Genomic DNA, 13,898 nt, shown 5'->3' with positions numbered 1-13,898 from the left:
CGCGTCCAGGTAATCACCATCAGCCGCCCACCGGCCACCGGTAGGCACGGCAGCGGGTAAAGGTTGTAGCCCCGCGTTTCGGCAGATGCTTAGGGCAGGCCCGACAGACACCACCGGCGCGGGTTTTACTGAAATTATTTTCTTTGCTGTTAAAACACACTCCCCATTATCATATGTGTATGATGCAATATAATCACCTGGCAATGTGGCTGTGGGAGTAAAAATGTTACTACTAATATATGATCCGGTCCATGTTCCACCCGTTGGGCTGCCTCCTGGTATCAAAAAGGAACTTGCATTATTACAAACTGCCATTGCTTCGCCTGCTTCCACAGTAGGTCCAACGCTCACCTTTACTACTACTGTTTTTTGGAAGGTACACCCTGTTTCTGGATAGTAAAGGGTTCCCGTTATAGTATGAAGTCCAACTCCCGAAACTTTTGGATCGAAATATTTATTATTAATTACACCGGGGCCACTCCATAGGATAGTACCATCATTCGGTGAAACCCCCGACCTATTATTCAAGTCAATTTCTGCCGAAAGGCTACAGGTTAACCAGTCATCGCCTACTCGGAAATTATCTGCATCCTTAACTTCAATGGAAAAATCTCCTGTTGCACTGCATCCCGTATTAGGATCGGTATAAAAATATCGGATCGAGTTTGAACCGACTAATGCTTGTGATGGATAAAATATGTTATTTACAACCCCACGTCCAACATAATTGCCACCTACAGGCAGAGCTACAAGCAAGTTAAACGGCTCACCTGTTCTACAAACCTCTAAATCCTCCACATCTATTGTCGGCGCAGAGTTAACGTATATTTCTATGGATTTTGTCGATAGGCAACTATTGGTATTAGTAAATTTGTAAGTGAAAATATTTCTACCAATAGAAGCAGATGAAGGCGTTATATTTCCAGCGCCATCGATTCCCCTTCCCTCCCATGCTCCGCCTGTCGGTGTTGCTACTATTGTGATGGGTGTACCGTTATTGCACAAGATAGATGGATATGGCGTTAAGGTGATAGGTACTCCTTCTAAAACATTAAACTCGAAAACAGTTGTTACAATGCCTGGTTTGCTGCCAAACTGGGGATCTGGAGTACCGTTGTCGTAACGTTTCTGTGCAATAAGGCGGTGGTAACCAGGTGAAAGGTCTTTGGGGTTTAATTTCGTAATTGGTGTGCTACCTATGTTATCCAAATAGAAGTTTGTACCTTCTTTCACCGAAAAATGATCTACTAAGTTGTATTCATTATCAACATTATTACATACATTTTTTAAATCCTCGAGATCTTGCCACTCCGGCGTTTCAACCTTAATGGTAAAGGACTTTACGTTGATAAATGAGTTATTTTCCCCCCCTCCTACGCATTGAGTGCGTCTTACATTATGCGCAACAACAACAACTGTTTTAGTATAATCACCTGGCGATGGATTTATCGTTAGTGTTCTAACGTTATTGAGGTTATCAACTTTATACTCAACAACCCAATACATGTACTTACTCCCGAAAGTACACCCACCAATTGATGTGCTTGCTTGTCCAAAATCTGGAAACAGGTAGGAATTAGCGTTTCCATTTGGATCAGCATAGAAAACCTTGTCGTTGTAAGTTGGGTAGGTAGCTTGCCTTCCTATTACCTCTATAACAGCCGTGCCATCCCTGTTTGCAACACCCAACGGGAATTGAACCTGGCAAAAGGCTTGCCTCATAAAAAGGGAAAAAAACAATAATAGAAAGGGCTTTTTCATTATTTATAATGTTTGTACCAGCTTAATAGAATATGTAGAAGTACCTACCTTAAATTGTAGTATGATCGTACCAGAATCCAGGTTGACGCTAAAAAGCGGTTTTAAAAACTCTTTCGTTTGGTAATAATCAGCTCCTTTTTCAAAAAACGGTACTTGAATAGCACTAACTTCATTCTCATCATAGGCAATGGCCCAACTCCCATTTTTCTTGTCTAGCCCCTCTTTACCACACTTGTTTGCTCCTTGTCCAATTTCGATGGTTCCCCGATCTTTAAAAAAATAGATATCATCCATTATACAGGATGCGAATAAACCGGAAACATCTGCTCCATTTTCAGAAGTAATGCTCTCAATCCTATATTTATGGCCGATTACGGCCGTTTCAATCTTTTTCCCTTCCTCAAAACCCGCACTGGCAGTGCTTCCCTTATCTTTTTTACAAGAAAACGCGATCACGGCAAGCATAATGACTGTGGCTTTTTTCATATTATTATATTTAGTAATAATTATTCAAGAAAATGCGCAATCCAACACCAACCTCGTAGTATGCACTACCGAGGGATTTTTTAAACATATAGGCTTGATTTGCAAAAACAAAAAAACCAACTTGGTCACTAAGAAAAGCCTCAATATTAGCCCCTCCTTTTGCTCCTAACATTAGGCCCACACTACTATTTTTAGTTTTACTGACACCTCGGATATTTTCATACCCTGTAGTTATGCCTACACCAAGATTTAATTGAAAAAAATCAGACACAACGAATGGGGAGTAATATGCCGATAGGTCAAGACCAATATGGGTATACTTAAAATTGTACATACGTCCCAATTCAACTAGCCCCCTGGCATATATGTATGCGTTATCATTAAAGTTTTTCAAATATCCTGCCCCAGCGATTACACCAACACCGGTTTTGGATATGGATAAATCTAATGCTGCTGTACCTTGTTGATGCACTTGGGCAAGGCTGAAATTCATTGATAGCAGAAATATGATAATAGCTACAGTTAATTGTTTCACGGTATTTTGTGTATTAAAGTGTCGTGATGGGGTTTGACAAAAATTAAATCATTAGAAGATTTTACCTCAATCTCTTTCGGCCCGTCTTTCCTTTGTGGCGGTTGATTTTCAGCATTTTCCAGGCTTTCAATTATGACCTTAAACGCAATGATATTGTAGACATAATTTGCCGTTTCCTGGTTGAGCTGCAGAGAATAGTAATTGAAACTATTTTGTTTCTTCATTGCACGATATAAGCGGCCTATTCCATAATTGTAAGCAGCACACACTAGAGGCCAATCCTTTAATTGGTTGTATAGCTTTCGCAGCAAGCGACAGGCTGCATGAGTACTAGCGATGATCTTATGCCGTTCTGTGGGTAGTAGTTTTTCTCCGAGCCCTGTTGCTGGCATAATTTGCCATACCCCCCCAGCACCAACCACACTATTGGCCCCACGTAACAGGCGGCTTTCTACTACCGCAATGAATTTTAAGTCGTCGGGAAGGCCATAATTTTTAAGGACAATAGAAAAATATGGTAAGTAAAATTGAACGCGCTGTAAAAATGTAGAATCGTTAAGCTCAACTATTTTAGCAGAAATGGCACTTTTAAGGCGATTGCGGACAGCTTTACGCTCGATAGGCACCGATGACCCACAAAAGGTAATTTCTTCAATATTCTGCCCCTTTGCAGCAAAAAAATAAATCAATAATGATAACAGTAGAAATGATTTTCCTATCATAATCTTGAAATGTTTTCTTTACGTGCAAATAATGTCGCTGGAATTTTCATCGTCAAACTTCTACCGTCTGCACTGGTCGCTGCTTCTTGAAAAACGACGGTTAAATCCTTCCTTCTTTTGGGCGGTAATCGGTCAATTACATAAATGAATACCTCTTCTTCTCCTGCCTGTATAGTAGTTTTATTTGCAGTGTCGGATAAAAATGAAGGGTAATCGTCGGTTGCTGCCTGTTTCGTATTAGAAAATGTTTTTTGGTCGCTACTGTGCACAATAAACTTTAAATAGTCTAGGCTGAAGGCTACGGCTGTTGTATTACGAACCCGGAAACGTAAGAATAAATGTTCATCTGCTGCGTCCATCCCTACATTATCCAATATCACCAACATTCCATCCGATTTTATTGAGCGTCGAACTTTACTGTTCGAACTTCTGAATGTTACCAGGCTTTGAGGATTAACAGATATGCCGTTTTGTTTGACAGCGGGAGTATTAGGTATGACAGCACTTTGTTTTTTTTCTGAAAAATGAAAGGGGTACATGGTAACGCGGGGATCTCTTTCATAGTACAAGGTTAACTCTATTAAAGTGTCCTTACTCACTATGAGCATATTAGTAGATTGAAAGTTTTCTCTTGCTGCCTGTAATCGAATAATGTAAAGGGTGTCCATGTCTGTTGGCTGCTGCTCCAAGACGATTGCACCATTTTCGCCACCGATGTTCGTTGAAATAGGGGTGATATTGTGCAACAGGATAAAAGTTCGTTTGAACTTACTAACTGGAATCGCTGTTTGGGAAAATGTGACCATTGCACAGCAACATCCCAAAAGAGTTAAGTAGAATTGCCTCATTTGAATGTTTTTATTAACACCTTATACCCCGCAGGAATTTTAACGGCTACTTCACGTTTGACAGCTCCAAAAGATTTCATTACTCGGACAACGCTGCCGATCATCCCCCCTCCAACAACCTGTGAAATCTGTTGCTCCGCTTCTTCCTTTACGGCTTCTTTAGTGGGGTTATCCTCCGTATTGATACTACCTTCAATAAGTAATCCCTCTACTCCATCTTTGTCACACACAGAAAAAAAGCCCGTTTGCTGCCCCGTGTCATGACCTGGTATTGTAATTAATACGCGGGAATCTCTAATGCTGACTATTCCTTTCACAATCATAGAATTAGTAAATGCAACACCATTCAACTCAACATTATCAAGTACCATTATGCGTACAGTTGAGCCATTCCTCACATCTACAGTATTTAGAATTACAGCTTTTACCAAGACATTCAAATTGTTTTTTTGGGGGGTGCCGAATACCAGGTTATTGGAAGAGCTATTAACAGGTAATGAAGATTCTTCTACGTTTCGAGAGGCATTTGTTGAATTATTTATATAATCTTGTTTTGTCTCTCTCTTGACTATCTCCGCAATAATTTCATCTTCTCGTTTGCCCTCTTTTTTAATATCAGCCTTGAATGAGCGTATATCATCAACAGCCTTTTGAGCTGCAGGATCTACCGACGATTCCAATCGCCCCGTAGCATGACTTTCCACCTCTAATCGTTTTGTTATTATTATAGCGCTATCCTGTTCCCCATCGTTCGATAGCTTTTCATAAAAATGTTTATTCTCCATGTTATTCATCATGTCTTTGTAGGTAAATTTCCCATCGTCATCAGTGAAATTCCCAATACTAGGCCCTGCCGTGTCGGAAGAACGTGCTACCATCCAAAAAATAAAACTTATCACCGCAAGGGAAAGGGTCGCCACGGCGATGATTTGCGCCCTATTCATTTTCATCAATTTTAAGCGGTTGGTATGTTTGCTCATATGAGGTAAAGTAAAGACCGTTCTGGTTTTCCGGCCATTGCGCCGCACTACGACGAATTTCCCCATCACTTACAATCGTATACCTGGTAATTACTTTATGATCTTCGTAAATTTGAAGTATTGATTTAAATCTTACCTTATATGGCTCTTTGTCTGTATTGAGTTCAAGAACTTCAACCATTTCTGTTTGGTAAACATATCCAAGCTCTAAGGCATCACCATAACCACGTTGATCTTTATACTTTTTAAATATTTTCTGGGCATCTGGCCGATTGACTAGGAATAAGCCTTTTGCCATATTTTGATCTAGCGTATACCGGTCAAATGAATTGAGATAATAAGCAGTATTAGCACAATGATTCTTTATAAGCGATATCATCAACTTGTTATAGTAAGTGACATTTGACTTTAAAAGCTCCCCACTTCCCCTATCTACGACTATGATCGTATTTTTAGCATCCTGGATAATCCTGGTAGCGTAAATGAATACCAACGCCACCAAGAAGGTAAAAGCAGCCAGGAAAAGCAGCCCGTTCCTGGTGCTGGCTTTTTTAGATAAAGAGTATTCGTTAAAACGACTTAAAACAGTGCTTTTCTTCATTAGAATAATTTGAAAACGTATTCAGTAGCCCGTTTGAGCAAATAAAACTTAACAATTAGTTGTAGGATCAATGCTAGTAACGAGTAAGGGTCGCCAAAAACGGTAATCATTAGTACATCTGCAAACCCAATAGCAATCACAAAAGCGGGCATCAACAGGTAACACTTAAAGAGGTTAAGAAGCCATGTATAAAAATATTGTGAAGAATCTTCGCTTGCCAGCGATAGCCATGCAAACGGGAAAACAATTTCTAGTAAAATCAACCAATAAAAACGACCCGCCAGAAATAAACCGTATTCCCATCTGATAAGTACGGCTATCGCGGGTTTTACTACGATAATATTAAACCATGCCAATAAGTCTGGTAAACTATCGAAAAAAAAGGAAGGTCCTTCTGGGTAACGTTCTTCCATATCCTCGATTTCTTTCACGATCGTAGCAAATCCACCTTTGGGCTCACCCCCAGCATAAAAAATAAGTTCTTGCATACTTTCATTGAGGATATACTCAAAAAAGCTAAGTGCGACGGGCATCATAAGAAGAATGCTAGTGGTGAACAATAGTTGCCACAGATGCGAATAAATCCGCTTAGTATTGGTTAGCCTGCCATTCTCCAAATTCGCCCAATACTCCTTTAGAAACCGCTTTATAGCCATTACTTCACCCCAAAAAACAGAAATAGCCAAAAGAGAAATTAAAAGTGGCTCTGTCGCATACTGCATATAAGCCTTCGAAATGCTGGTAATATTAAATTCCGTTACTGGAATATCTGCCATAATTAACCTATTGCTTTAAAATCAATTTTGCAGCTGCGGCGGCTTCAAAATTGGATTGATAACTCCTTACTTTTCGGGTTGCTTCTGCGGTTTTATCATCAATTTCCATTACTAACTGTAAACGGGCTCCATCATCCATGCGAAGGCCATCTTCTGTAATAAGCTGACGCAACATATCGATATTGCTTTTGTATGAATCCACAACAGTTGCAATATTGCGCCTGACCCGCTGAATACTCGTAGTAGAAGCCCCTTTTACACGTTGAATATCTTTGAGTGCAGCAGAACAAGTATTTACCAATGTTATTTGTTTGTCAATTGCATTCGTTACCACATCGGCAGTCTTCAACGCATTACTCACTTTGTAGTATAACTCTACACTCTGCTTTAATTTGGAATACACGTCGGATAAAACCCCGGTTTGCTTTATCCCTTCGGCCAATTGTTTAAGCAAAGTGGCCTTGTTTGCGGTTTCAATTGATTCCAATACAGGTGCACTTACTACTCCCCCTTGCCCTCTGCTGGTTAAGGCGATCGAAGTGAGAAGTATCAAGAAAAAGATTAGTTTCTTCATAGTTGGTTATTGTTACTTTTTAAATAGTCTTCAATTGCCCTCTCCATTGTATACCCCGTAACATCTTGATAGTCTGTTAAATATTTCCAAATCTTACCATCAGATTGGAACGCCAAAAACCTCGGTTTTGATAATTCCAGGCGTACTACAACCGCATAATGATCTTGGAAGCGTATAAACATTTCGCTGTACGGTTTTTCACAACTAAAATCATTACGAATAGATTTCATCAATTCAATATGTGCTTTGTTGGTAATTTGGAATTTGGTAACGATATCGTTATATACCGTTTCTGTCGTAGGATGCACCATTAACAATTGGGTATTTGCGATAATTCCGTCTGTAAAATGACCAGCAGGCAATTGGGCTGGCGATTGAATAATGGCACAAATAGCCCCATTTTCTTTGCGCAATTTTTGATAAAAAAACGCTACTGTACTATGTACATCTTCACCACTAAAATTGTCCTTAATTGTAGCGGTTTCGGCATATTCGTCTAGGTATAACTTCCCTCTTATACTTCGGTCGGAGAGGATTTTATTCTCTACTACATCATAAATAATAGTTAGTAAAATTGTAACTAGGAAGGGGTCTTTCTTTATTTTAGTTAATTCAAAAACTATTAAGTCTTTACCGGTTACTAAGTCTTCGTTGCTATTCACCTTACAAACATTTTCATAAATGCCACCTGGCATGTATACCGAGCAAATATGAATGAAGCTCTTTAAATTGAAATAATCAGGATCATCCTCTATCTCTCTTCGCGTAATAATCTCCCTGTAATTGTCTTTAACATAACTATAGAAGTCCGGGAAACTAGGTGCCTGGGGAGAGGATTCATAATAATCCTGGATAATTTTAGTAACACTGATATATTGCTTTGTGTCTTCTATGATTTCCTTTGAGCGCCACAGCTTAAGCACAAACGCAGTTAGCATACTGATTTTATCAGGTGTAAGGCCTTCTTTAAGTAAAAAGGGGTTGATTCCTAGTGGGCTGTTACCATCATAGTCAATATGTAACGTTTTTTCCGGGTACAACTTTGTGAGAATGTAGAACACCCTTCCAAATTCCACCACCACGTTTCTATATCCTTGTTGTAATTCTTGTGCAACGTCTGATAAGCCTCCTACTGATTTACCGGCTCCTGTACTAGCAATTTTGAGCGAATTGCGTGCGGGTATTCTTACCTTCTTTTCATCCCATAAATCCACGCGGATTGGGATCTGAAAAAGCCGATCATTAAATAACAGGCCATCTTCATCATCTTTATATGTAGAATTGTTTACCCCCAAACAAACTGCAGTGCCTAGCTCTATTGGGAAAAAATAGGATGCCGCCAATTTATTCTCCCTACCAATCACACTTCCTATAAAAATGTTCTCTAAACCTTCATATGATGGTTGGTAGTAGGAAATACTCTGTAGCTTAAAAAGCTCTCTGATTCTATCTTTGGCTTTTTCCAATACTTCTAATTCCTTATCCCATACTTGTAAAGAAAAATGTGCTTTACATAAAAAGGCATCCGAGAAAATAATTTCTTGTTGTAGTTCCTCCAACTGCTTGGCTTTGAACTCTATTTCTTTTGCCCAATAACGGTTCCTTTTATGTTCATCTATGCTATTTTGAAGGCTGTCTTTCATCTTTTGGTGACCAGAAAAATAAATGATCTGGTTAAAAACATGGTTCGCCCGTAAATTCAGCCCGAAAACCTCAAAAGGCGCTATATGCAAAGAGGCGTTTGCCTGTGGCAACGAATTATCTTCAACTATTGATGGAATACTATTCGGCAAAGAATATTCATCACATAATGCAAAGAAAGCCCCACGAGCCTCTCCGATAGATAGATGTTCCCCACAATAAACATCATATAAACCGTTATCACCAGGAAACCCATTTACATAATCTGTAATATGCTTCTTTACTTCTTCTTCAGTAAGCTCAATAATCGAAGTGGAGTATAAGTTTCGCAGAACTGTAACAACTCCTTCTACTGCATCAAGAAACTCGGCAAGACGATTTTTATCACGGCCCACTAACGAATTAGAATAGGAAAGAGGGTTCTTTTCATAAGCTGCTGTAAGTGATTCCAGGCCATTGAGAGTAAAACAAATAAAACAAGTATGTTCTAAATATAACCGGTTATTCAAATGTTCCATTTCAGCTCGTTCAAGAAACGTTTCTCCTTTAAAATGTTGCCCCGGCTTATAGTAACGCTTTAAGTAAACATCCTGTTTGTGGTAATAGCTGTTTTCCGGCATAAATCGTAAAGCCCTTTCTATTTCGCATTGGCGCAAAATAAGACGGTTCTCGTCCAACAAGTATGGGGGCGGGTTTTCCATTTTAAAGCATTGGGTAATAGCGCCACCCTTCGTGATGAACATTCCACCACTTAACGAAGCATGAAAACTGTAGATCTCTGCAGATTTTATCATCTTAGTACCTATTGTAGATACTTGCGTAAATCCTTATTGGATATGGTTTTGGAGGTATTTTTAAATGTATGCTTGGATATATTCGTTCTAACCCGGAAAAAAATATAGATGACAGCTATAAACGCTAATACGGCTCCCACCTTTAGCACAAACCCACTTAAATCCTTTTCTCCAGGGTTTTGATGCAATACATTAACAAAAAATACCATAATAAAAACAGCACCAACTCCTAACACAAGTAAAAATTGAAGAAAAAAGGGTTGTCTAAGGCCTCTAATTATAAGAGGCCTTTCCAAGCCCTTTCGGACCGGCTTGATCTTACCCATAAAAAAGTTAATACAATTTCAAAGCCTTGAAACCCTCCACCATAGCGGTCAAAACCGCAGCAGAGGCAAAACCAAATAAAAGGTAGGTGCCTAGTTCGACTAACGCACCTTTTGTATCTTCTTTGAATTTTGGGAAAGCATTTACGACACCTACTGCCGCACCAATGATCAAACAGGCAATTACTAAGGGGCCAATATAACCGTCAAATGCCTTTTGAATTGAGCTTTTAATGTCTAACAATACCATCAGACTGGTAGTTAAGAGAACAGAATACATCTATTAATTTTTAATAGTTATGGTTACGGTATGATTATCTCTGCTGCAAAAACGGGGAATTATATACTGTATCTCTTATTAATGGTAACGCGGGGATGATCGGTCTTTCTATTATGGAATTTAAAATAAATAAAAAATAGGTTATAACAATATTTTTTCTATTATTAAGCAATATTAATAATATCATCAATTATTTTATTATAGCAATCAATCAAATCTGATTCCAAAACCACATTTCTAATTTCAATATCCTTTTCTTGTCCTGGTACATACTGTTTAAATTGAAATTCGAATTCGGTATAGTTGGAGTTTTGAGCACGTCCTACAAATTGACCTGGCTTTAACTTCATGAGTTCTGCAGGTTCGTACTTCTTTTTCTTTCCATGACTGATTGATTTGCTGCTGCTCCTACTGTGTGTGCTGCTTCCTGTAGTGCTGGTTACTTTTTTTTCATCTATGGCGGCAAATTGTTTTATCGAACTTTCAACACCTATAATATCAAGGTTACGACCGAAAAATTTATTCCCGCAATTTGTTTCGATACTACGTAAATCAAGAGGCCCGTACCTTTTTTCTATTTTGGCTGGGCTTTGAGTTAAAATAACAGTGCTTAACCGGTATTCGCGCAAAAGCGAAAGATTCCCCTCAAAATTGGCAATTTTGAAAGTAGTCGCTTCATCTAAAAAATTTACCGCATTCAGTTTGTTCTCCATCGTAAAACTTCGTGCATAAATGCTTGCCATCATCCCCACAACTGGCGAAAGGATTCGATCATACTGGTGGTTATTTGCTAGAAGTAATAATTTGGGATTCTTAGGATCTAATAAATTAAACTCAAAGTCATCACCTGATAAAATATACTGAACCTGTTTGTTAATCGAAAAATCACTTATAATGGCTCCAAGTGCTGATAATATACTTCCCCTTGTTTTTTCGCTTTGCTCCCCACTTACATAAGCCGCCGCCACCCCTCTCGACTCTCGCCTACCATTCAAAAACGCTTCAAGTTTCCTATAATCTGTTTGGGCAATATAATTAACGATATGCGGTAATGTACATATATGAGGATAGTCAAAAAAGAACCTCAAACCTATTCCCTTAAGTACGCCAATAGCTGCCACATCGAAGAAATCCATTTTTTCTACTTCCTTAGACATATTCGCAATAAAAAACTCGGAGAGAAGTTCTGTAAAAAAAACAGGATCTTTTACAACGGAAGGTTTAATTACATTCACACGTTCCGAACACGATACATTATGAAAATTAATATGATGCACAGAATAAGCGTAATTAAAACGCTTAATTAATTCGAATGCAGTACGTGTATAATCTCCTTCTTTATAATCATAAACAAACCCAACCCAATTGTACTTTATATATTGCATCAGCAAGTTTTTACCAATAGACTTTGTTTTACCGCTTCCTTGAGATCCATATATTAAAAAATTATCAAATGGATTTTTTAACGTGAGTGTATTACCGCATTCAGTTTCCAAATGAAATTCCTGTACTTTTTGCTTCTTACCCTCCTTCTCTCCTGGTCTTAATCCAAAAAGCACCCCATAAATTGACGCTACGATTACTTCTAACCCGATTCCCGCATAAAACCATTTAGTCATAGAAAGATAGCCCTGCATTAATGATAAAAGGCCATATGTAGCACCTACAACTGATACTAACGAAAAGAATAGGTTAACAATGAGATATCTACAAATTCGGACGTTAAATAAAATGATCAGAATTAAGGCGTATAAGATAAAAAATAAGTAATTCAACAACATAGGATAAGTTTATAGCTCGTTTCCGGTAACCGCTCCCTTTGCAATAGCAAATAATTTTTCTTTGGCTATCGATAAGGCAGACGCGGGATTCATCGCAATTTTGGCCACAGTGATGGCCGCATTTATTACCTGCCTGGATTCATGCCCAATCACTTTGTTTAAAACCTTTCCTTTTACCATCGCGGCGCCTTTCCCTGGCATATTCGGCATTTTGTCGCCAATCATACCTCTCCCATAATTTTTTGAATGATACACTTCCTTTGAATTGAAAGAAAATATCTCATTAAAAAGTTTGCCGCTATTTTCCTTAAATTTTTCGTGGTTAAACCCTTGTTGTACTGCCTTTCCGTTAAACTGTTGCTTACCTCCTTTGCTAATACTGTGAGGTGATAATTTAGTTGTTTGAGTTCGATCATTCCTTGATACTACAACATGAACGTGTAAATTTAGACCGGGTTTCATTGCCCCCGACCTTGCAAGTCCATCTTTAACAGCCTTTTCATAGTAGTGCCATTTTCGTTGTGTTTCTATTTTAGCAAAAAAAACTAAATCGGCACCAGTTTTCACGTTTGGGCGCTCAAAATTCTGTGCATATAAATCCATAACCGACCTGGTGTAATTCCTAAGCTCCGTAAAGACCTTTTGCTGATCTGCTTTAGAAAGTTGACTAATATCAGTAATTTCAGTTTTTCCGGTTGCCCGTGTAATTAGATGTTGCAACTCACGGTGTGATGGATTAATGGTTAGCATAAAAAACTTGGAATCTTTTTTCCCTAAATGTTTGTTATTACTGTCAATGGATTTGACAGCACTTCCTTTGCTCACCGTATCGTATGAATAGTTAAAAAATTCCATCTTTTCAGATTGAATCTTACCCTTATTTTCTTTGTCCAAGTAATCTGCTAAAATAGAACACCCCCCTTTATTCGATGTTTGAGGGTCTTTACCTGCTTTATGAACTTTAACAAACATATTATATAAATTTATATATTAAGTTTATCCAAAAGTGCCATGTAGATAGGTAGAGAAATAGTAAAGGTATCAGCCTCACCATCTTTTTTAATATTAGTCTTGATCCAGTCTTTAATTTCTCCAAGACGACGTTTGTCGACATCCACAGAGCTATTTTTTAACTGTAGGAGCTCAGCTTGTAATACGTTTATAGAATTATGTGCCTGAGAAAGCTGCACCTCCAATTCTTCATTTAACCTTGTTACCTCGGTTATTGCCATAGTTACATCTTTATCCATATCATTGTTCAAAGGCGATTGGGGAACAGGTTCGTGAGCTAGTCGCTTTTTTTCAATTCCCCTAATAATTCCAATAATACGCTCTGTATCTTTTACTTGCTCGTTTCTTAAATTTTTTATCGCGGCCATCAATTCTATTGTGGGGTGAGTTTTAAAATCTTCCGGTTTTGCGCCTGTCGTTTTGAAAAAAGTTAGCATGTCAAGTATATATTCGCTTAGAGCTTTACCATTTTTTGCTTCATCCAATTGGTTCTTAACAGTAACCAAGAGTTTAGTCGAAACGTATTCATTACCCATATTATTACCACTTTTTATGTATTTGTTAATCAATTGTTTAAATTATTTCATTACGCATTTATTACCACTAACAGTACTACTAAAGAAAATCTAAATAGCTGTTTTACAACAACTTATAAAATTCGAACCGTACTATGTACGGTTCCTGCTTGCTTATCCTTTTACCCCTGACGAACGGAGTTCGTCAGGGCGGATAAGCCCCGATCTTTGCGGCGATCTTTGCGGCGATCTTTGCGGTGATCTTTGCGG

Annotated in this window: 14 protein-coding genes; all 14 read right to left on the bottom strand. The window is 38.4% G+C overall.

Annotated features, from left to right (window positions below):
- Positions 1-1,761 (bottom strand): hypothetical protein (locus LX64_RS25545; protein ID WP_148707477.1); only part of this gene is annotated, 1,761 nt, incomplete at its 3' end.
- Positions 1,762-1,764: 3 nt separating this feature from the next.
- Entirely contained in the window at positions 1,765-2,247 is a 483-nt protein-coding gene (locus tag LX64_RS25540; protein ID WP_111600543.1) for a hypothetical protein, read from the bottom strand.
- A gap of 10 nt (positions 2,248-2,257) precedes the next feature.
- Positions 2,258-2,782: a conjugal transfer protein TraO gene (locus LX64_RS25535; RefSeq protein WP_148707476.1), complete on the bottom strand. Its 525-nt coding sequence runs from the start codon at positions 2,780-2,782 to the stop codon at positions 2,258-2,260.
- Positions 2,779-3,504 (bottom strand): lytic transglycosylase domain-containing protein, encoded by a 726-nt coding sequence (locus LX64_RS25530; RefSeq protein WP_111600541.1) that lies wholly within the window; start codon positions 3,502-3,504, stop codon positions 2,779-2,781. Before LX64_RS25530 ends, LX64_RS25535 begins: the two co-directional genes overlap by 4 nt.
- Positions 3,501-4,352 carry a DUF4138 domain-containing protein gene (locus LX64_RS25525; protein ID WP_111600540.1) on the bottom strand — a complete coding sequence of 284 codons (852 nt, stop codon included), beginning with the start codon at positions 4,350-4,352 and terminating at the stop codon, positions 3,501-3,503. Before LX64_RS25525 ends, LX64_RS25530 begins: the two co-directional genes overlap by 4 nt.
- Positions 4,349-5,332, bottom strand: a complete 984-nt coding sequence (gene traM, locus LX64_RS25520; protein ID WP_158538742.1) for a conjugative transposon protein TraM — start codon at positions 5,330-5,332, stop codon at positions 4,349-4,351. Before traM ends, LX64_RS25525 begins: the two co-directional genes overlap by 4 nt.
- Positions 5,289-5,933, bottom strand: a complete 645-nt coding sequence (locus LX64_RS25515; RefSeq protein ID WP_111600538.1) for a hypothetical protein — start codon at positions 5,931-5,933, stop codon at positions 5,289-5,291. The genes traM and LX64_RS25515 overlap by 44 nt, the downstream gene beginning before the upstream one ends.
- On the bottom strand, positions 5,933-6,709 hold the full coding sequence (locus tag LX64_RS25510; protein WP_111600537.1) for a hypothetical protein: 777 nt from the start codon (positions 6,707-6,709) through the stop codon (positions 5,933-5,935). Before LX64_RS25510 ends, LX64_RS25515 begins: the two co-directional genes overlap by 1 nt.
- Positions 6,710-6,716: 7 nt before the next feature.
- Complete coding sequence (locus LX64_RS25505) at positions 6,717-7,283, bottom strand: hypothetical protein (protein ID WP_111600536.1); 567 nt, start codon at positions 7,281-7,283, stop codon at positions 6,717-6,719.
- Complete coding sequence (locus LX64_RS25500) at positions 7,280-9,718, bottom strand: TraG/VirB4 family ATPase (RefSeq protein ID WP_111600535.1); 2,439 nt, start codon at positions 9,716-9,718, stop codon at positions 7,280-7,282. Before LX64_RS25500 ends, LX64_RS25505 begins: the two co-directional genes overlap by 4 nt.
- A gap of 333 nt (positions 9,719-10,051) precedes the next feature.
- Complete coding sequence (locus tag LX64_RS25490; RefSeq protein WP_148707475.1) at positions 10,052-10,321, bottom strand: hypothetical protein; 270 nt, start codon at positions 10,319-10,321, stop codon at positions 10,052-10,054.
- 164 nt (positions 10,322-10,485) lie between these two features.
- Positions 10,486-12,102 (bottom strand): type IV secretory system conjugative DNA transfer family protein, encoded by a 1,617-nt coding sequence (locus tag LX64_RS25485; RefSeq protein WP_111600532.1) that lies wholly within the window; start codon positions 12,100-12,102, stop codon positions 10,486-10,488.
- 9 nt (positions 12,103-12,111) lie between these two features.
- Positions 12,112-13,074 (bottom strand): DUF5712 family protein, encoded by a 963-nt coding sequence (locus LX64_RS25480; RefSeq protein ID WP_111600531.1) that lies wholly within the window; start codon positions 13,072-13,074, stop codon positions 12,112-12,114.
- An 11-nt stretch (positions 13,075-13,085) separates the two neighbouring features.
- Positions 13,086-13,649 (bottom strand): BfmA/BtgA family mobilization protein, encoded by a 564-nt coding sequence (locus tag LX64_RS25475; protein ID WP_111600530.1) that lies wholly within the window; start codon positions 13,647-13,649, stop codon positions 13,086-13,088.
- Positions 13,650-13,898: the final 249 nt, after the last annotated feature.

This window comes from Chitinophaga skermanii, from assembly GCF_003259335.1.
GTDB lineage: Bacteria > Bacteroidota > Bacteroidia > Chitinophagales > Chitinophagaceae > Chitinophaga > Chitinophaga skermanii.
This window is presented reverse-complemented; position numbering and strand designations above follow the sequence as displayed.

Bases quoted from the DNA above. Each gene is read 5' to 3' on its own strand.
- LX64_RS25540 (WP_111600543.1), bottom strand. From the start codon at position 2,247: ATGAAAAAAGCCACAGTCATTATGCTTGCCGTGATCGCGTTTTCTTGT.
- LX64_RS25530 (WP_111600541.1), bottom strand. From the start codon at position 3,504: ATGATAGGAAAATCATTTCTACTGTTATCATTATTGATTTATTTTTTT.
- LX64_RS25525 (WP_111600540.1), bottom strand. From the start codon at position 4,352: ATGAGGCAATTCTACTTAACTCTTTTGGGATGTTGCTGTGCAATGGTC.
- traM (WP_158538742.1), bottom strand. From the start codon at position 5,332: ATGAGCAAACATACCAACCGCTTAAAATTGATGAAAATGAATAGGGCG.
- LX64_RS25515 (WP_111600538.1), bottom strand. From the start codon at position 5,933: ATGAAGAAAAGCACTGTTTTAAGTCGTTTTAACGAATACTCTTTATCT.
- LX64_RS25510 (WP_111600537.1), bottom strand. From the start codon at position 6,709: ATGGCAGATATTCCAGTAACGGAATTTAATATTACCAGCATTTCGAAG.
- LX64_RS25505 (WP_111600536.1), bottom strand. From the start codon at position 7,283: ATGAAGAAACTAATCTTTTTCTTGATACTTCTCACTTCGATCGCCTTA.
- LX64_RS25500 (WP_111600535.1), bottom strand. From the start codon at position 9,718: ATGATAAAATCTGCAGAGATCTACAGTTTTCATGCTTCGTTAAGTGGT.
- LX64_RS25490 (WP_148707475.1), bottom strand. From the start codon at position 10,321: ATGTATTCTGTTCTCTTAACTACCAGTCTGATGGTATTGTTAGACATT.
- LX64_RS25485 (WP_111600532.1), bottom strand. From the start codon at position 12,102: ATGTTGTTGAATTACTTATTTTTTATCTTATACGCCTTAATTCTGATC.
- LX64_RS25480 (WP_111600531.1), bottom strand. From the start codon at position 13,074: ATGTTTGTTAAAGTTCATAAAGCAGGTAAAGACCCTCAAACATCGAAT.
- LX64_RS25475 (WP_111600530.1), bottom strand. From the start codon at position 13,649: ATGGGTAATGAATACGTTTCGACTAAACTCTTGGTTACTGTTAAGAAC.